15 protein-coding genes are annotated in these 17,258 nt (G+C 72.7%); 2 read left to right on the top strand and 13 right to left on the bottom strand.

Features of this window, described 5'->3' with window-relative positions:
- Positions 1 to 31: 31 nt before the first annotated feature.
- From KGA66_RS23625 to KGA66_RS23585, 9 genes are all read right to left on the bottom strand, one after another.
- On the bottom strand, positions 32 to 1,036 hold the full coding sequence (locus tag KGA66_RS23625) for a Gfo/Idh/MocA family protein (RefSeq protein WP_211470750.1): 1,005 nt from the start codon (positions 1,034 to 1,036) through the stop codon (positions 32 to 34).
- Entirely contained in the window at positions 1,033 to 2,196 is a 1,164-nt protein-coding gene (locus KGA66_RS23620; RefSeq protein WP_211470748.1) for a DegT/DnrJ/EryC1/StrS family aminotransferase, read from the bottom strand. Before KGA66_RS23620 ends, KGA66_RS23625 begins: the two co-directional genes overlap by 4 nt.
- Positions 2,193 to 2,780 (bottom strand): acyltransferase, encoded by a 588-nt coding sequence (locus tag KGA66_RS23615; RefSeq protein WP_211470752.1) that lies wholly within the window; start codon positions 2,778 to 2,780, stop codon positions 2,193 to 2,195. The genes KGA66_RS23620 and KGA66_RS23615 overlap by 4 nt, the downstream gene beginning before the upstream one ends.
- A gap of 194 nt (positions 2,781 to 2,974) precedes the next feature.
- Positions 2,975 to 4,264 (bottom strand): glycosyltransferase, encoded by a 1,290-nt coding sequence (locus KGA66_RS23610; protein WP_211470747.1) that lies wholly within the window; start codon positions 4,262 to 4,264, stop codon positions 2,975 to 2,977.
- Between the two features lies 1 nt (position 4,265).
- A complete protein-coding gene (locus KGA66_RS23605; RefSeq protein ID WP_211470745.1) occupies positions 4,266 to 5,144 on the bottom strand; it encodes an ABC transporter ATP-binding protein in 879 nt (292 codons plus the stop codon).
- Positions 5,122 to 6,006 carry an ABC transporter permease gene (locus tag KGA66_RS23600; protein WP_211470743.1) on the bottom strand — a complete coding sequence of 295 codons (885 nt, stop codon included), beginning with the start codon at positions 6,004 to 6,006 and terminating at the stop codon, positions 5,122 to 5,124. The genes KGA66_RS23605 and KGA66_RS23600 overlap by 23 nt, the downstream gene beginning before the upstream one ends.
- Positions 5,999 to 6,514, bottom strand: a complete 516-nt coding sequence (locus KGA66_RS23595; protein WP_211470741.1) for a hypothetical protein — start codon at positions 6,512 to 6,514, stop codon at positions 5,999 to 6,001. Before KGA66_RS23595 ends, KGA66_RS23600 begins: the two co-directional genes overlap by 8 nt.
- Positions 6,511 to 7,758 carry a glycosyltransferase gene (locus KGA66_RS23590; RefSeq protein WP_211470739.1) on the bottom strand — a complete coding sequence of 416 codons (1,248 nt, stop codon included), beginning with the start codon at positions 7,756 to 7,758 and terminating at the stop codon, positions 6,511 to 6,513. Before KGA66_RS23590 ends, KGA66_RS23595 begins: the two co-directional genes overlap by 4 nt.
- Positions 7,751 to 9,103: a glycosyltransferase gene (locus KGA66_RS23585; protein ID WP_211470737.1), complete on the bottom strand. Its 1,353-nt coding sequence runs from the start codon at positions 9,101 to 9,103 to the stop codon at positions 7,751 to 7,753. Before KGA66_RS23585 ends, KGA66_RS23590 begins: the two co-directional genes overlap by 8 nt.
- A gap of 230 nt (positions 9,104 to 9,333) precedes the next feature.
- Between KGA66_RS23585 and wecB the strand changes: the two genes are divergently transcribed.
- On the top strand, positions 9,334 to 10,422 hold the full coding sequence (gene wecB, locus KGA66_RS23580) for a non-hydrolyzing UDP-N-acetylglucosamine 2-epimerase (RefSeq protein ID WP_211470735.1): 1,089 nt from the start codon (positions 9,334 to 9,336) through the stop codon (positions 10,420 to 10,422).
- Here the strand turns inward: wecB and KGA66_RS23575 are convergent.
- The 3 genes from KGA66_RS23575 to KGA66_RS23565 are packed head-to-tail and all read right to left on the bottom strand — an operon-like array spanning position 10,394 to position 14,599.
- The gene (locus KGA66_RS23575) at positions 10,394 to 12,085 is read right to left on the bottom strand and encodes a glycosyltransferase (protein WP_211470733.1); all 1,692 of its coding nucleotides are present in this window, start codon (positions 12,083 to 12,085) and stop codon (positions 10,394 to 10,396) included. The two genes, wecB and KGA66_RS23575, sit on opposite strands and share 29 nt — an antisense overlap.
- Positions 12,082 to 13,275 (bottom strand): glycosyltransferase, encoded by a 1,194-nt coding sequence (locus KGA66_RS23570; RefSeq protein ID WP_211470731.1) that lies wholly within the window; start codon positions 13,273 to 13,275, stop codon positions 12,082 to 12,084. Before KGA66_RS23570 ends, KGA66_RS23575 begins: the two co-directional genes overlap by 4 nt.
- 16 nt (positions 13,276 to 13,291) lie before the next feature.
- On the bottom strand, positions 13,292 to 14,599 hold the full coding sequence (locus KGA66_RS23565) for a hypothetical protein (RefSeq protein WP_211470729.1): 1,308 nt from the start codon (positions 14,597 to 14,599) through the stop codon (positions 13,292 to 13,294).
- A gap of 108 nt (positions 14,600 to 14,707) precedes the next feature.
- Here KGA66_RS23565 and KGA66_RS23560 point away from each other — a divergent pair, with 108 nt between their 5' ends.
- Complete coding sequence (locus KGA66_RS23560) at positions 14,708 to 15,565, top strand: hypothetical protein (RefSeq protein WP_211470727.1); 858 nt, start codon at positions 14,708 to 14,710, stop codon at positions 15,563 to 15,565.
- On the opposite strand, the gene KGA66_RS23555 is transcribed toward KGA66_RS23560, so the two are convergent.
- On the bottom strand, positions 15,537 to 17,111 hold the full coding sequence (locus KGA66_RS23555) for a N,N-dimethylformamidase beta subunit family domain-containing protein (protein ID WP_211470725.1): 1,575 nt from the start codon (positions 17,109 to 17,111) through the stop codon (positions 15,537 to 15,539). The genes KGA66_RS23560 and KGA66_RS23555 overlap by 29 nt on opposite strands.
- Positions 17,112 to 17,258: the final 147 nt, after the last annotated feature.

The following is a 17,258-nucleotide window of genomic DNA, read 5'->3' as shown; positions in this document are numbered from 1 at the left end:
GCTCGGGGGGGCTCGGGGGCGCCCGAGCGGCTCAGACGCAGCCGGCGGGTACCGTCGCGCCGGTGCGGGCCGATTCGAGCACCGCCTCCGCGACCATCACGGCGCGCAGCCCCTGGCGCAGCGTCACGATCTCGGCGTCGGCCTTGCCCTCGACCGCGTCGCGGAACGTCTCGTGCTCCACGGCCAGCGGCTCGCGCTTCGGGATCGCGTACCGGGTCATGTCGCCCTCTGATACGCCGCGGAAGACCGAGACCGCGTCCCACTCGGTCACCGTGGAACCGTTGGCGAAGAACGTCAGGTCCGCGGTGAGCGTGTCCGCGACGAAGCAGCCGCGCTCGCCGGTCACGATCGCGACCCGTTCCTTGAGTGGGGAGAGCCAGTTGACCAGGTGGCTGGCGATCACGCCGCGGTCCAGCTCGCCCAGGACCGTCACCAGGTCCTCGTGCGGACGGCCGCTGCGGTGCGCGGTCTTCGCGGCGACGGTGGTGTACTGCGCGCCGGTGACCCAGCCGGTCAGGTCCAGGTCGTGCGTCGCCAGGTCCTTGACGACGCCGACGTCCGCGATCCGGTTGGGAAACGGGCCCTGGCGGCGGGTGGCGACCTGGAAGATCTCGCCGAGCTCGCCCGCCTCCAGCCGGGTGCGCATGCTGCGCAGGGCCGGGTTGTACCGCTCGATGTGCCCGACCCCGGCGACCAGCCCCCGGCTTTCGAAAGCCTCGACGACGCGTCGCGCGGCCGGCACGTCGTGCGCGAGGGGCTTCTCGATCAGCGCGGGCACGCCGGCGCCGGCCAGGGCGAGCGCGACCCGCTCGTGGTGGGCGGTGGGGCAGGCCACCACGACGTAGTCGGGCCGCAGCTCCAGCAGGCTCTCCACATCGGCGACCAGCGGCGTGCCGCCGAGGACGGCGTGCGGGTCGCCCGCCGGGTCGGCTCCGGCCACCAACTCCACGCCGTCGAGCGCCCGCAGCACCCGCGCGTGGTGCCGGCCCATCGCCCCGAGCCCGATCAGGCCCGCCCGCAGCGGCCGCTTGCTCATGACAGTTCCCTCATGTCGGGCTCCAGGTGGAAGGAGCGGACAGCCGCCGTGATCCGGTCGACGTCCGCGTCGGAAAGGGAAGGGTGCACGGGCAGGGAGAGCACCTCGGCCGCGGCCCGCTGCGTCTCGGGCAGCGCGAGATCCGCGCCGGCGGCGACGAAGGGCGGCAGCAGGTGCACCGGCGTCGGGTAGTACACGGCGCACCCGATGCCTTGCTCGGTGAGGAAAGCCTGTAGGGCATCGCGCCGGCCGCCGGCCACGCGCACGGTGTACTGGTGGTAGACGTGGACCACGTCCGGCGCCGCGGCCGCGATCCCCAGGCCGGGCACGCCGGCCAGGCCCGCGTCGAGCTTGGCGGCGTTGGCGCGCCGCCGCTCGTTCCATCCGGGCAGCCTGCCCAGCTGCACGCGGCCGATCGCGGCGGCCACGTCGGTCAGGCGCAGGTTGTAGCCGACCAGCTCGTTGGCGTATCGACGCTCCATGCCCTGGTTCCGCAGTAGCCTGATACGCCGGGCCAGTTCGGCGTCCGCGGTCGCGACCATGCCGCCTTCGAGCGCGTGCATGTTCTTGGTCGGATAGAAGCTGAAGCAGGCCGCGTCGCCGAAGCCGCCGACCGGCGTCCCGTCGAGCCGCGCGCCGTGCGCCTGCGCGGCGTCTTCGACCACTGCCAGGCCGTGCCGTGTGGCCAGCCCGCCGAGCGCGCGCATGTCGGCCGGGTGCCCGTAGAGGTGCACCGGCATGATCGCGGCCGTGCGCGGGCCGATCAGGGCGCTGACTGCCGCGGGATCCAGGCAGAACGTCGCCGGGTCGATGTCCGCGAACACGGGTGTCGCACCGGTCAGCCGGACGGCGTTCGCGGTCGCGGCGAAGGTGAACGAGGGGACGATCACCTCGTCCCCGGTGCCGATGCCCAGCCCGGCCAACGCGAGCAGCAGCGCCGAGGTGCCGGAGTTGACCGCGACGCAGTGACGCCCGGCGACCAGCGCGGCGAATTCGTCCTCGAACGCGGCGACCTGCGGCCCCTGCACCACGTTGCCGCTGCGCAGGACGCGCACCGCGGCCTCGATCTCCTCCTCGCCGATGACCGGCTTGGCGGCGGGGATGAAATCCCCTGCCGCGCCGCCGCCCGGCGTCGCGGCGTTCGCGGATGTCGCGCTCACGATTCCTCCATGATCCGGCCGTCGACTTCCCGGTACAGCGCGCCGGTCACCGGGCAGCGCCACAGCTGCGCCTGCGCGCTCACCAGCCGCTGCCCGGCCCGCCCGATCCAGGCGATCCGCCGCGCCGGCACCCCGACCACGAGCGCGAAGTCGGGCACGTCCGCGGTGACCACGGCCCCGGCCCCGACCATCGCCCACCGGCCGATGCGCACCGGGGCCACGCACACGGCGCGCGCCCCGATCGAGGCGCCTTCCTCGATGGTCACGCCGACCGGCTGCCAGTCGCCCGACCGCTTCTGCCGGCCGGACGGGTCGACCGAGCGCGGGCGATGGTCGTTGGTCAGGACGGCGGCGGGGCCGATGAACGCGCCGTCGCCGACCTCGGCCGGCTCGTATACGAGCGCGTAGTTCTGCACCTTGACGTTGTCGCCCAGCCGCACGCCGGTGCCGATGTAGGCGCCGCGTCCGATCACGCACTCGCGCCCGAGCACGGCCCGCTCCCGGACCTGCGCCAGGTGCCAGACGCTGCTGCCGGCTCCGATGTCGGCGCGCTCGTCGACGTCCGCGGTCGCGGCGATGCGCACGGCGCCTTCCGCGTCCTGCGGATCCACGGCATTCTCGCCGTTCTCGCCGTTCTCGCCGTTCTCGCCGTTCTCGCCGTTCTCGCCGTTCTCGCCGTTCTCGCCGTTCTCGCCGTCCGCGTCGTTCCCTGAATCAAGCACATTGATACCGTTCACCGCGTTGATACCGTTCACCGTGTTCGTGCCGTTCATCGCGTTCACGGCGTCCTCGCCGCGACGGCTACGGGCGTGCGCGTGCCGCGGACCTGTGCGACGAGCTCGGCCACGGCGTCGGCGAACCGGTCGTACGGGTTGTCCGCGAACAGGTCCCGCGCGGCCCAGTCGCGGGCGGCCCGCCGCAGCAGTTCGAACTCGGCGCGGCCGCCGCCGGACCAGCCGCGCAGCGCCGCGGCGGCCTGTTCGGCGTCCGCGACGACGGCGCCCGCCCGCGACTGCTCGACCAGTTCCGCGGCCCGCCGGATGGGGCTGGTCAGCACCGGCAGTCCGCAGGCCAGGTACTCGTAGATCTTCGAGGGGATGGCGCTTTCGAAGGCGGGCGTGCTGCTCAGCAGCGACATCCCGGCCCACGCGCCGCTCGCCAGCCGCCACGCCGCGGCCGGAGGCATCCGGCCGTGCAGCCGCACCCGCGCCGCCGCGTCCGACTCCGCGGTCCACGCGTCCAGCCGCGCCCGGTCGCGCGGCGCGACAGGACCGACGATGTCCAGCTCCCAGTCCGGTGCCAGTTCGATCGCGCGCAGCATCGTGAACAGTCCGCGGCTGGTCCGCACGTCGCCGACATACAGCGCGCGGGGCCGCTCGTCCGGCTCGCAGCGTTCCGGCAGCAGGGTCAGATCCGGCAGGTTGCGCACGACCAGGCGCCGCACGGCCCGGCCGGGCGGGACGTGCTGATCGGCGACCACGGTCAGGTCGGCGCCGCGGCTGAGCGAGACTGCCGTGCGCGCCCAGGCGCGGGCGACGACCCCGCGCGCACCCGTGGCCCAGGCGCGGTCGTCCAGCAGCGCGACGTAGTCCTCGTGCAGGTCCACGGCCAGCCGGCGGCCGGGCGAGAGCGTGCGGCGCAGCCTGGCGGCGGGGATCAGGTCCGGATCCAGCGTGATCAGGACCCTGCCGTCGGCCTTGCCGGGCAGCAGCAGCGCCTGCATCCCCCGCCCCGCGATCCCGCGCGCGGGGATCGGACGGAACCGCGCGCCCGCCGGGGCGTCCTGGGGGCGTCCCCTCGCGATCACCTCCACGCGCAGCCCGGCGCGGTGGAAGGCCGCGCAGTGCCGGTGCAGCCGCGCGTCCGCGACGTCGTGGCCGCTGCTCAGGATCGTGACATCGGGATCGGCGGGCCTGACAGCGCCCTCGATCTCAGGGCTCTGCGCCCCGCCGTCCGCCGTCTCGCCGTGCCCGGTCTCGCCGTGCCCGGTCTCGCCATGCCCTGTTTCGCGGTGACCTGTTTCGCCGCGCTCGATCTCGGTGTTCTCGGTCCCGGTGTGGCTCGTCATGTCAGACGTCCTCCATCACCATGGCGTCGTCGAGGCCGCCGAGGTCGCCGGCCGCCTCGTCGCGGGCCTTGGCCGGCTCGGGCGGGACTCCCTGGAACTCCAGGTACTCGGCGGTGACCTCGTCCGGCTTTCCGCGCCGCACGAGTTCGCCCTTGTGCATCCAGATGCAGTCGTCGCACATCTCCCGGATGGCGCCGATGCCGTGGCTGACGATCACGATCGTGCGCGCCTGCGCGACGAGTTCCTGCATCTTGTCGTAGGACTTGCGGCGGAAGTGCGCGTCGCCGGTGGACAGCGCCTCGTCGATGAGCAGCACGTCCGGGTCCAGGTGGGTGGAGACCGCGAAGGCGAGGCGGCCGTACATGCCGGAGGAGTACGACTTCATCGGCATGTCGATGAACTCCTCAAGCTCCGCCCACGCGGTGATCTGCTCGAAGCGCTCGGCCACCTGCCGGCGGCTCAGGCCCGCGGCCAGCCCGCCGAGCACGACGTTGTCACGCCCGGACAGCTGCCCGTTGAACCCGACGCCGAGCGCGAGCAGCGTGCTGATGCGGCCGTTGACCACGATCTCGCCGGAACTCGGCGGCAGGATCCCGGCGATCGCGCGCATGATCGTGGACTTCCCGGCGCCGTTCGCCCCGACGATGCCCAGCACCGAACCGTGCTCGACGTCGAAGGAGACCCCGCGCACCGCGTGGATGAGCCTGACCGCGCGGCCGCCGCTGCCGCCGCGCCGGCCCAGGTGGGTGAGCGAGTGCCGCAGGGTATTGGCACGCGGGTCGACGATCGTGCGGTAGTCCACGCGCACGTCCTTTACCCGGATCGCGTAGCCGAGATCGGGATCCGGCGGCGCGGCCTCAGAGGCGGACAGAGAACTCACGTTCCCTCCTGACGAAGACGAGGACGCCGCAGACGAAGGCCGCCACGGCCCAGCCCGCGCCTTCGGCGAGCCAGGCGGCCGGCGGCGCGATGTTGTAGACCAGGGCGTCGCCCCACGCCCCGATCATCGGCGAGAGCGGGTTGAGGGCGATGACGTGCGACTTCAGGTCGTGTTTCGCCAGCTGGACCTGGAGTTCCCACAGCACGGGCGAGAGGAACAGCCAGATCCGGGTGACGTACGGCAGGAAGTTGGAGAAGTCGCGGAAGTAGACCTGCAGGGTGGCGCAGATGAAGCCGAGTCCGGCGCCGAACAGCGTCACCTCGATGAAGGCGGGCAGCGCGTAGAACACGTCGAGGCCCCACGGCAGCCCCTGGAGGGTGTGCACCGCGAGGAAGACGATCATGCAGGGCATGAAGCGCATGAACGCGATCACGATCTGGGTGATCGGCAGCACCAGCCGCGGCAGCCGGCTGTTGAGGATCAGCCTGCTGCTGCCGATGATCGACCCGGCCGACTGGCTCAGGATGCTGGAGAAGAAGGTGTAGAGGAACAGCCCGGCCAGCAGCACCGAGAAGTAGTTGCCCGAGTGCTTGCCGTTGCTCAGTATGTCGACGAGCACGTAGTAGACCGCGCCCATCAGCAGCGGATTGAGCACCAGCCAGAGCTGCCCGAAGGCGTTGAGGTAGTTCTGCGCGCGCAGCGTGCACCGGGCGAGTTCGTAGACGAACTCGCGGCGCGCCCACAGCTCCGGAAGATAGGTGCGCAGCCGCGGCACCCCGGAACGGCGGGAGCGGAAGACGTGGTGCTCCGGCGGCGCTTGCGCCGAGACGGTGCGGGGCGCGGCGGCCTGGGTATCAAGCATCGATGTCGCTCCCTGACGCTGGGACCGGTACGGGCGGCGGGACGGGCGCGCAGACCGGTTCGCGGTCGAGGTACGGGCCGCGGTCCAGCTCGAAGCCGACGCTCAGCCCCGGATGCCGCCTGGCCAGGTGCCAGCCGATCGGGATGGCGTGCGAGTCGCAGATCACCAGCTGTTCCACCGCCGCCCAGTCCACCTGCCGCAGCACGTCGGCCCGCACCACCCGCCACAGCACGTAAGGCCGCAGCAGGCGGTAGAACTTGCCGAAGACCTTGGTATACGCGGCCGCGGAGACGCGCCGCACCGCGCGGCCCAGCCGGGCGGCCGGGTGCCGCTGCTCGCCCGCCGCGAGCGCGTAGAGACGCACCCGCGGATCAAGGCCCTCACGCCGCCACGGCTCGGCCTCGACCGTGATCAGCCCCACGTCCACGCCGCGCGCGAGAAGGTAGTCGGCGCCGCCGCACGCGGCCTTGGCCCGCGTCGTTCCGATCGCCACGAGCAGAACGCTCATACGCGCCCCTCCGCCTTCTCCGTTTCGCGGACTCCGTAGACCGCGGCCAGCCGGGCCGCGACCGCGCGCGTGCCGAAGCGGTCGATCAGCGCGGCGCGCGCGCGGTCCGGATCGAGCCTCGCGGCCTGCCGCAGCAGCCTGCGGTAGCCGTTCACGATGACCTCCGGGTCGTCGCTGACCTCGATCAGCAGGCCCGCGGCGCCGTCCAGGCCGGCCAGCGTCTCCTGCGGCCCGCCGCAGCGGGTGACCAGCACCGGCATGCCGGAGCCGACCGCCTCGACGAGCGTCATCCCGAAGGTCTCGGACTTGCTCGGATGCACCAGCAGGTCGTGCGCGTGCAAGAACTCGAAGACGCGCTGCGGCGGCACGGCGTCGTGGAAGGCGATCCGGTCGGCCAGCCGCAACTCGGCGGCGCGGGCCCGCAACGGCTCCACCAGCGGGCCGGATCCCAGCAGCGTCAGCGTGAGCGCGGGCTCGTCCCTCGCCACGACGGCGAAAGCCTCGACCAGTTCGGACACGCCCTTCGCGGCCGTGATCTTCCCTACGTAGATCCACCGGTTCAGCCCGGTCACCGGCTCGGGGCGCAACGGCATCTGCTCGATCGGCACCGCGTTCGGTACGACCTCGAACTTCGCTGCATGCCCCGCAAATGCCCCGATCAGCTGTTGCCGCAGCCTCTCGCTGACGCACAGGAACGCGTCGGCGCGTTCGACGACCTCGGCGTACCGGGCGTGGGAACGCGGCTGGCCCAGAATCCGGCCCAGGAAAGACGCGTGCTCGGTCACCACGATCCGCGCCCCGGGGCGCGCGAAGCGGCAGGCGAGCCAGCCTCCGTAGATGCCGACGTGCCCGTGTACGACGTCCGCGTCGATCGGCCCGTCCGCCAGCGCCTGCCGCAAGGAGGTCTCGTGGCTTTGCGCCCAGGCCGCGTAATCCCGCTTCGGCGTCACCGGCGCCGGTATGTCGGTGACCCAGTAGCCTTCGTCCGTCCAGCGCGGCACGAAGGCGACCCGGCGGTTCGGGCCGCTGGTCAGCGCGGCATACGCGCGCCGCACCAGCCGGGCCTGGATCGGGTCGGCCGGACCGACCCAGTCCTCGGTGTCGTACACGTCGACCCGCTCGAACAGCCCTGCCACGGCCGCGGTGGTGGCCTGGACGAACGACCCGGCGAAGGGACGCTGCGGCGTGGGATGCCAGGGCGTGGTGACCGCCAGCCGTCCCGAGGCGGCGCGAGAATCAGGCATCTGTCACCGCCCGGCCGGCTCGCCCGGCCAGCTCGCGCAGCCGCGCCTCGAACGGGGCGAGCGTGTTCGCGCGGGTGTAGCGCTCGGCGTGGGCGAGCGCGGTGTCGAACTGCGCCTCGGTCAGGTCGCGCGCCGCCTTCCCTGCCGCGACCAGCGCGTCCGCGACGGCCGGCGCGTCCAGCCGGTCGATACCGAACCACAGCGGGTGGCCGGTCAGCACATCGACCGCGGCGATCTGCGGCGAGTGCACGGAGACGATCGGCCGGCCCGTGGCCATGTACTCGAAGACCTTGCCCGAGGTCACATAACGCGCCCCGGGCACGCAGAACACCAGCGCGTCCAGCTGTTGATACACGCCGGCCACGTCCGCCTTGGCCAGCGGGCCGTGATATTTCACCCCGATGCCCTCGTCGACCGGGATCCGGTCGAGCAGACTGTCCGCGGACTGCTTGAAGAAACCGAGGTGGCCGTGCAGATCGAGCGTCGCGTCGGCGAGCTCCGGGTGCTCGCGGGCCCGGCGCCAGCCGTCGAAGAGCACGGCCAGCGGCATCGGCTCGGTGATCGTGCCGACGTACCCGAACCGCAGCGGCCGACCTGTCGCAGGGCCCGGATACGACGGGCGGCCGAGCAGTTCCGGCTCCCAGCCGTTGGGCACCACCGCCATCCGGTCCGCGGCGGCCGGGTAACTCTGGGCGTGCCGCGCGCGCAGTCCCTCGTTCACGAACACGGTCAGCGCCGAGCCCTCGACCGTGCGCCGCTCCCACGCCCAGGCGGGATGCCCCTCGGGGTACTTGGGTTCCTCGGTGAACTGGTTGAACGTCCAGGCGTCGCGGTAGTCCAGCACGTACGGCAGCCCGGCCGTCCGCCGCAGCCACCAGGCCGCCGCGAAGGACGCGAACGGGTTGCCGGTGGCCAGCACCAGATCGAAGCGCCTGTGGGCGTGCTCGCGCAGCGCCCGCGCCACCACGCGCGGGATCCAAGAGGCGTAGTGCTCCGGGAAGAAGCGGCGCTGCGTCCAGTTGTAGCCCGCGTTCGCCAGCACCGGCATGTTCGCGCGCAGCCGGCCGTAACGGCGGATGTCCCGCTCCCAGCGGAAGTAGCCCATACCCGGCCGGCGCACCCGGATCCGCCCGTCGGCGTCGTCCTCGAGCGACGGGTCGACCGTGCCGATGTACCGGGTGAAGAACTCGCGCGGCGCCGTGTAGACCGTCACGTCCCAGCCGGCCGCGGCCAGGTGCCGGGCGGTGGCCCGCGCCCGGTAGACCCCGCTGGAGCGGCTCGGCGGGAAGAAGAAGGCCAGATAGAGGATCCGGGGCGGCCGTGACGTCGGGTTTCGGGAGTTCATCGTCCCAGTGCGGGTTCGGCGGGTGATTCAAGGACGGTGCAACTAGACAAGTGCCGCCTTAACGCAGGGTGCACGGAAATGAATTCGCAACCGTCTACTGACCGACGAGTCGACGCGGCAACCAGCGGTTTCGTGAATTGGATCTGAATACTCGGCGCACGAGGTAATGAGACGCGCGTCCGCGCCGCGGCCCGGCCACCCGGCGCCCGCGCACCGTCTATGATCGCCGGGTGAGGATTTTGAGCGTCGTCGGCGCGCGGCCTCAGTTCGTGAAACTCGCCCCGATCGCCGCGGCGTTGGCCGCGGCCGGGCACGAGCACGTGATCGTGCACACCGGGCAGCACTACGATCCGCAGTTGTCCGAGGTCTTCTTCACCGGGCTGGGCATCCCGCGGCCGGACGAGCGGCTGCGCGCCGGTTCCGGCGGCCACGGCCCGCAGACCGGTTCGATGCTCGCCGCGCTCGATCCGGTGCTGATCCGGCGCGCGCCGGACTGGGTGCTCGTGTACGGCGACACCAACTCGACGCTCGCCGGGGCGCTGAGCGCGGTGAAGCTGCACCTGCCGGTCGCGCACCTTGAGGCGGGCCTGCGCTCGTTCAACCGCCGGATGCCCGAGGAGCACAACAGGGTTCTGACCGACCACGCCGCGGATCTGCTGCTCGCGCCGACCGCCGAGGCGGTGCGCAACCTGGAGCGGGAAGGCATCGGCGCGCGCACCGCGCTGGTCGGGGACGTCATGGTGGACGCCTGCCTGAGCGCTCGCGAGCGCGCTCGCGCCGGTGCCGCGCCCGAGCCGCCCGCACCAGGCATCGACGCGCGCGCCCCGTACCTGGTGGCGACGATCCACCGCGCCGACAACACGGACCAGCGCGAGCGACTGGCCGCGATCGTGGACGCGCTGGCGGCCCTGCCCGTCCCGGTCGCCCTGCTCGCGCATCCGAGGCTGCGGGCGCGCGCGACGCAATTCGGACTCGAACTCGCCCGCGGCTCGGTACGGGTCGGCGACCCGCTGCCCTACGCGCAGATGGTCGCCGCGGTGACCGGATCGGCCGGCGTGGTCACCGATTCCGGTGGCCTGCAGAAGGAGGCGTACATTCTCGGCCGGCCGTGCACGACGATCCGTTCCGAGACCGAGTGGCCTGAGACGCTCGCGGACGGCTGGAACGTGCTCGTCGACGTGGCCGGCCCCGAGTTCACCGGCGCGGCGTTCGCCGGCGCGGTGCTGCGGCCCGCGCCGCCGGCCCCGCCCGGCGAGCCGTTCGGGGACGGCCGGGCCGCCGCGCGCGTGGTCAGCGAACTTGAGCGGGCGGCGCGCTGACCGGCTCGGCCGCGGCGGGTTGACTGAGCTGACCGGCTTGCCCGGGCTGATCGCCTTGCCCTGGCTTACCGGCTCGCTCGGGTCGATCAGGCAGCAGCATCAGCTCGCCGGCGGCCCGCGGTGGACCCGGCCGCAGCCCGAGCACCTCCCGGTAGAGCGCGTCCAGCCGGGATGCCTGCCCCTGCCACGACGACCCCGGACGCGGATCGTTCGGCCCCTGATAAACCGCGCGATAACGGTCGAGGTCCGCCAGCACGCGCCGCACGGCCTGCGCGAGCCCGTCCGGGTCGCCCGCGCGGAAGACCTCGCCGACGCCCAGCCGCCGGGTCTGCGCCGCCATCTCCCGCACGTCGCTGGTGACGATCGGCAGCGCGGCGTGCAGGTACTCGAAATACTTCGTGATCAGCGACAGCTCGTGGTTGGGCAGCCGCAGGATGGGGACCAGCCCGACCGTCGCGCCGCTGATATAGGGCACGACCCGGTCCACCGGCACGTACGGCACCACGTGCACCCGGTCGGCCACCGCCCGCTCCCGTGCCCGCTGAATCAGCGCCGGGATATCAGGGTCCTGCTCACGGGCGATCAGTGCCAGGTGGACGCCGGCCAGGCCCGCCAGCGCCTCGATCGCCGTCGCGACTCCGCGGCGCGGTGACATCCCGCCGCTGTACACCAGCAGCGGTACGTCCGGTCCGAGTCCACAGTCCGCGCGCAGGTCCCGCGCGGGCGCCGGGCAACCCGGGCCCTCCGGACCGCGATCCCGCGTATCGACGACCGGTGCGTTGAGGACCACCCGCGGACGCGCTCCGAGGCCGTGATCCCGCACGAGCCGGTCCGCGATGCCGTCAGACACGGTCACGACCGCGTCAGCGCGCCCGATGTACTCGCGCTCGACCCCGACCAGCATGCGTCGTCGCATCCGTGCCCGTATATCCCACCGGGACGGCACGTCTCTTCCGCGCAGGTACTCGTGCGCGTCGTAGATCCAGCGCACCCGGCGTTGCGGCGTGCTCAGCTCGGCGGCCAGCCGCGCCCCGATCCCGACCATGTGGAAGTCGTGCGCGTGGATGAGGTCGGGCTCCAGCGCGCGCACCGTCGGCGCGAGCGCGAGCTCCAGGTCGGCGAACCACGGATTGAACGACCGCCATCCGCCGTGCCGGTCGGCCGCGCCGAACGCCGCCGCCGCGGACTGTCGCGCCGCGCCGCCGACCGGGCCACGGCCGCAGCGCGCGACGAGCCCGTCGGCGCCCGGGTGCGCCGCGAGCAGGCCGCGCAGCCGCGCCGCCACGCGGGAACGCGCGCCGCCCCCGGTCGCGGCATCGCGTGCGGACAGTACGGCGCGCGCCTCGCGGTAGGCGGGCCGCAGCTTTGCCGCCGCCGCGCCGCCCCGCCGCCGCGCGCGTTCGTACCCTGAGACGGGTTTCGGCACCGGTACGAGCACGACGTCCGCCGCGCCGAGCCGGTAGCGTTCGAACTCGTCCGCGGGTGCCCGCCCGAGCAGGGTGACCGCCCAGCCCGCCGCGGCCATCGACCAGGCGACCTTCTGCACCCGTGAATCTCCGGCGACGCCGTTGGCGACCAGCATGACCACCCGCGGCCGCGTCGCCGCGAGCCGGCCGCCGCGTCCGGCTTCCCCCTGGCCGGCCGCGCCTTCCGGCGGCGTCACTGCGCGCCCGCCGGCACCGCTTCGCCCGCGAACGACGCGTAGACGCCGATCAGTGCCTTCGCGTCCTGATCCCAGCTCAGCTCGTCGCGGGCCTGCGCGACCCTCTCGCAGTACGCCGGATAGTCCCAGATCACCTGCTCCAGCGCGGTCCGCAGCGAAGCGGCGTCCCCGGGCCGGTACAGCGCGCCCAGTCCGTGATTCGTCACCAGCCGGCGCAGTTCCGGCAGGTCCGCGGCGACGACGGGGACGCCCGCGCGCACCGCGTGGAACACCTTGTTCGGCAGCGCGAGCCGGTGGTTCTCGCAGGTGTCTGTCAATGTCACCACCGAGATGCCGACGCGACGAAGCACCTCGTCGACCTCGTCCACCGGCCGCGCCGGCTCGATGCGCACCGAGCCGTCGCAGACGCGCAGCCGCCCGAGGAACTCGCGCTCGGCCTTGCCGACCAGCACCGTGTCCAGCCGCAGCGGCGCCGCGGCGGCGAGCAGCGTCTCGATGTCGCGGGCCGGCCCGATCCGCCCGGCGTACACGGCGCCGCGCGGCCGGTCGGGCAGCGTCGCCGCGCCGGCCGGTTCCTTCCGGCTCGGGAAGGTGTTGCGCACCACGATCACCGGGCCGCCGCGCCAGCGCCCGAGCCGCTGCGCGATCCCGTCGCTGACGGTGAGCACCGCGTCCGCGCGGGCCACGATCCGCCGCTCGGCCCGCCGTTCCCGCGCGCGCTCCAGCGGCGTGGGCCGGCCGTGCCGCTCGCGGCCGGACCACCACTCGTGCGAGTCGTAGACCAGCCGGGCGCCCTTGTCGCTCGCCAGCTGCGCGCCCAGTCGCAGTACGTTGAAATCATGGGCGTGTACGACGTCGAATCCGAGCGTCCGCGCCTCGGCCCGGGCGCGCTCGCACCAGGTGCGCCACACCCGCTGCCGGTGGCGCGGCAGCAGCATCCAGCGCGCGGCGCGGCCCAGGGCGCCGGCCGCTATACCCGGCCCGCGACCCTGGCCGCCGGCCCCGGCCGGTTTCAGCCCGCTGCCACCCGAGACCGAGCGCACGGTGACGCCGGGCGGCGGCGTCCAGCCGGCCGGCACGTCCTTGCCCAGCACGTGAATCGCATGCCCCTGATCTGCCAGCGACCGGGCCTCGCGCAGCACGCGGGCGTCGTGCGCGACATCCGAGGTGACCAGCATCAAGACGTCCATCGGTGACCTGGCCTCCTCATGCCGGACCCGCGCTGAACGCGGGTTCCTGCTCGTGCTCGGGACTGCGCGGCGGCGCGGACGGCGCCCGTGCTCCGGCGAACAGGCGCGGCAGGCCGAGCGCGAGCATCAGCCAGATGGAAACCATCAGCCGGTCCGCCTGCGAGGCCAGCGGATGCGCGGCCACCGCGACGACGCCGATCGCGGCCGCGGCCGTCACCAGGACGCCGTACACCGCGTCGCGGCGCAGCAGCAGCACCGTGAGTGTGATCAGGCCGGCCGCGGCCAGCAGCGCGGTCGGCTCGGAGACCGGGTAGTAGCCCCAGAAGCGAAGGTCGAGCTTCAGCAGCCGGCTCACCGGGTCGGCCACGTCGGGGCGGATGAAATGCCGGGTGAAGGTGTCTTGTAAGGACTCAGACATGCCCGGCCAGTCGAGCAGGGTGGCGGCGAGTTCGGAGAGCAGGAACGCGGCGCCGGACAGCGCAGCGAGCAACGCCGTGCCGCTGTTGCGGGCCGAAGGCACCCACCTGAGGCACCCCAGCGCCCCGGCCGTGAGCAGCAGCGCGAGTACCTGTTGCGAGGAGTACCGCACCAGGAATCCGGTGGCGAAGCCCGCGGCCAGCGTCGCGGTCCCGATGCGGATCCGGCCGCGTGCCAGCCACCACGCGCCGAGCAGGGTGAGCAGCGTCGTCGCGAGTGACGGGCCTTCCGTGAGCATCCTGCTGCCCCAGTAGCCGGTCGGCGCCGCGAGGAACAGCGCCTGGCCGCCGAGCGCCGCGACCGTGGAGCATCCGGCCGCGAGCAGCAGCGCGATGACCAGCGCGCTGGCGGCCAGGGTGCACAGCAGCGCAGTGAGCCAGAGACCCATGCGCAGCCCGAACACGGCGGCCGGCGCCGCCGCGAGCAGCGGGTAGCCGGGTCGCGAGGTGAAGATGGCGATGTAGCGCGGCGAACTCGGCGTCAGGCCATTGCGGTAGGTCTGGAGGCAGCGAGCGTATCCGGACGCGTACGCCGCACCCGAGGAGCTGGACCCGTAGTCGAGAGTCGCGCTGCGGGCCGCCGACTGGCCGCTGTCCTGGCAGAACATCACCACCGCGCCGTGCACTGCCTCGGCCTGGTCGTCGCCGAGGATGCGCAGGGTCTGCCGCGCGTACTGGTAGGTGTCGTTGGACGGCACGTCCTGCCGATAGCCGACGGCCTGGATCACGGTGAAGAGCGCCGCGATGAGCAAAGCGCCGGCCGTGATGCGCTTGCGCGCGTCGAGCCGGTGCACCCGAACGCCGCGCCGACCCGGGGTGCTGCTGTGCGCATCGTCGACTCTGGCCACCCGCGGACGTTAGCGAGCGGGGACCAACCCAGGGTGATGCGCACATGGCGGTTCGGTGACCTTATGGGAGGCGGGCGTTTGCTTTGGGGGCGTATCGTGCCCGGCGCCATGACTATCGACGCACTGGACAAGACCGGCGTTTCGGTGGAAACGCCGCAGACGGCGCCGCGTTTCAGCCGCGCGGTGCTGGCGCTGATCGCGGCGGCCACCGTCGCGGTCGCACCGGTGGCCGGGCCCGCGTTCGCGCCGGCGGGAAGCGGCCGCGGCGCCCATTCCTCGCCGGTCTACCTGTTCGCGCAGTTCTCGCACGACATCGGCCACAACGACTGGGCTTTCCAGGGCGGGGTCGCGGGCCGGGTGGACTGGGTCGTCTCGTACCTCGCGCTCGGCGCGTTCTGGCTCGCGGTCGCGCTTTGGATCCGCGTGCGAGCCGGACGGGCCGCACGCCGCGCTCTCGAAAGCAGCGCCCTCGAAAGCAGCGCTCTGAAAAGCAGCGCCCTCGATACCAGCGCTCTCAATGGCCGTACTCTCGTCACCGCAGCAGGCGCAGACACTCCGCGCGGCGTGATCATCCTGGGCGGTTCGCGTCGCCGTGGGCTGTGGCTGCGGGTGCTTGCCGCCGCGTGGGTCACGCAGGCGGCCGCCGGGTTGCTGACGCTCGGCGCCGGGCTGGCCGCGGCCTGGACGTCCAGCGCGCTCGGTCCGCTCTTGTTGCGCGCCGCCGACCTGTGCTCGCCGTGGTGGTCGTGTGTCGCGGTGCTCGCCGCGGTGGCGTCCGCCGAACTGAACGCCGTGGCTTTCCGGACAGCTGCCTGCTACGGCGTGCTGCTCACGCTGCTGCTGCTCGTGCCGATCCCGGGCCCCGGCATCGTCAAGGTTCTGATGCTCGCCGTGATCGCCGCGGTTCCCGCGGTTCTTCCGGCCGCGGCGCCGATTGTCACGCGACGCGTTGCCGTAGCCGACTGAACAGGTTCGCGGTGGCGCGCTGTATGCGCGCGTCCACGTAGCCGGGCCGGTTCAGTCCCAGCGACCAGTTGAACGTCGCGGCGCCGAACACCAGCGCGCCGCGCGGGGTTTCGTAGAGGCTGGTGTGCTGGATGCGCGGCCAGTTGCTGCCGCCCTGCGCCATGAAGTGCGAGGCCGACAGCATGGTGTGCCGCGCGGCCTTGGGTTTCGGCGCGCCCGCGTCGAATCCGTCCGCCTCGCCTCCGACGATCCGCGGGATCGTCTCGCCGTCCACCACGCCCGTACCGGCCCAGAACCAGTGGTCCGCGCCGCTGACGACGAGCGGCATCTCCGCTTTCGGGATCCCGTTGTACTGCACACCGATCAGGCTCTGCTCGGCGTGCGCGCCGTGCGGGTCGATCGTGCGCCACAGGCACGTCGGCCCGCTCGCGTCGGCCTGCGGATCCGGGTCGCTCTTCCAGCAGGTCATCAACCTGCTGCCGCGCCCCTGGGCGTCGGGCTCGAACCGGACGTGCCAGTACACGTTGTTGGCCGCGATGAATGCCGCGTGGGTGCCCGATTCCACGGCGGAGGCGACGGTGTCGCGCATCGCCCGGGACCAGTACTCGTCGTGTCCTGAGAAGATCAACGCAGAGTACTGCGAGGTGTTGATCCGGCCGTCGTGCAGGTCCACGCTCGTCGCGTAGCTCAGGTCGTAGCCGCTGCGTTCCGCCCACTGTAAGAACTCGTAATCGAGGTCGGCGCGCTGCGGCAGGCCCACTGCCGAGTAGGGGCGGGCGAAGCTGACCCTCCGTGCCCGTGTGCGGTAGGCGATGGGTGCGCCGTGCACGTCGGTGCGCACCGATCCGGCTTCGCTGCCGGCGGCGTTCGGGTTCCCGTCGTGGCCGTAGCCGTAGTAGAGGCTCTTGCCGACTTTGCCGTCCAGCGGCCACTGGTTGTACGCCTGGTAGGTGGAGAAGGGGAGTATCACCAGGAAGTCCGCGCGCCGCGCGTCGTCGCGCACCACGAACGGCACGAAGCTGCGGTGGCCGCTGTCGGCTGTGAGCGCGGCCAGGTACATCCCGGCGGTCCATGTGCGTGGCACGTTGAGCGTCCAGCTGACGCCCCAGCGGCAGCTGATCGTTCCGGTCGGGTGGTCGGTGACCGGCGCCGGTTGTGTCCGTCCGGGCAGCCACGGGCTGCCGGCGACGCGGCGCGCGCCCGCGCCCGCGTAGTGGCCGAGCCGGTAGACCGAGACGGTGAAGGCGCGCGCCGGGTCGGTGGAGACGTGGAAGTCCACCGAATCCCCGATGTTCACGCTGGTCGCGGACGCGTATCCCTTGATCTGGCGCCCGAGGTCGTCGGACGAGACCGTCCCGCCGGCGCCGATCCGCCAGTCCGCGCTGCCTGGCAGCCGGTTTTCCACGCGTACCGGGTTGTCGGGGCCCGGCGCGGGCTCGGGCGCCGACGCTCCGGTCAGCTCCGCGTTCGCGGCCGCCGCCGCGCCGGCGGCCAGCGCTCCTGCTCCGAGCAGTGTCAGAGCGGAACGTCTGGAGATCTCAGCCATGACCGCAGAACTTAGGCACCCGGCCCGGTAGCCCGGTGACCCTCGCGAACCGCCCAGATGTACGGAGTCTGAATTCCGGGCGGTGGCGGGTCGTGGGTCGTGGGTCGTGGGTCGTGGGTCGTGGGTCGTGGGTCGTGGGTCGTGGGT

The organism is Actinocrinis puniceicyclus (genome assembly GCF_018283645.1).
Classification (GTDB): domain Bacteria; phylum Actinomycetota; class Actinomycetes; order Streptomycetales; family Catenulisporaceae; genus Actinocrinis; species Actinocrinis puniceicyclus.
Note: the sequence above shows the minus strand (reverse complement) of the source record. Positions and strands in the feature narration are given on the sequence as shown.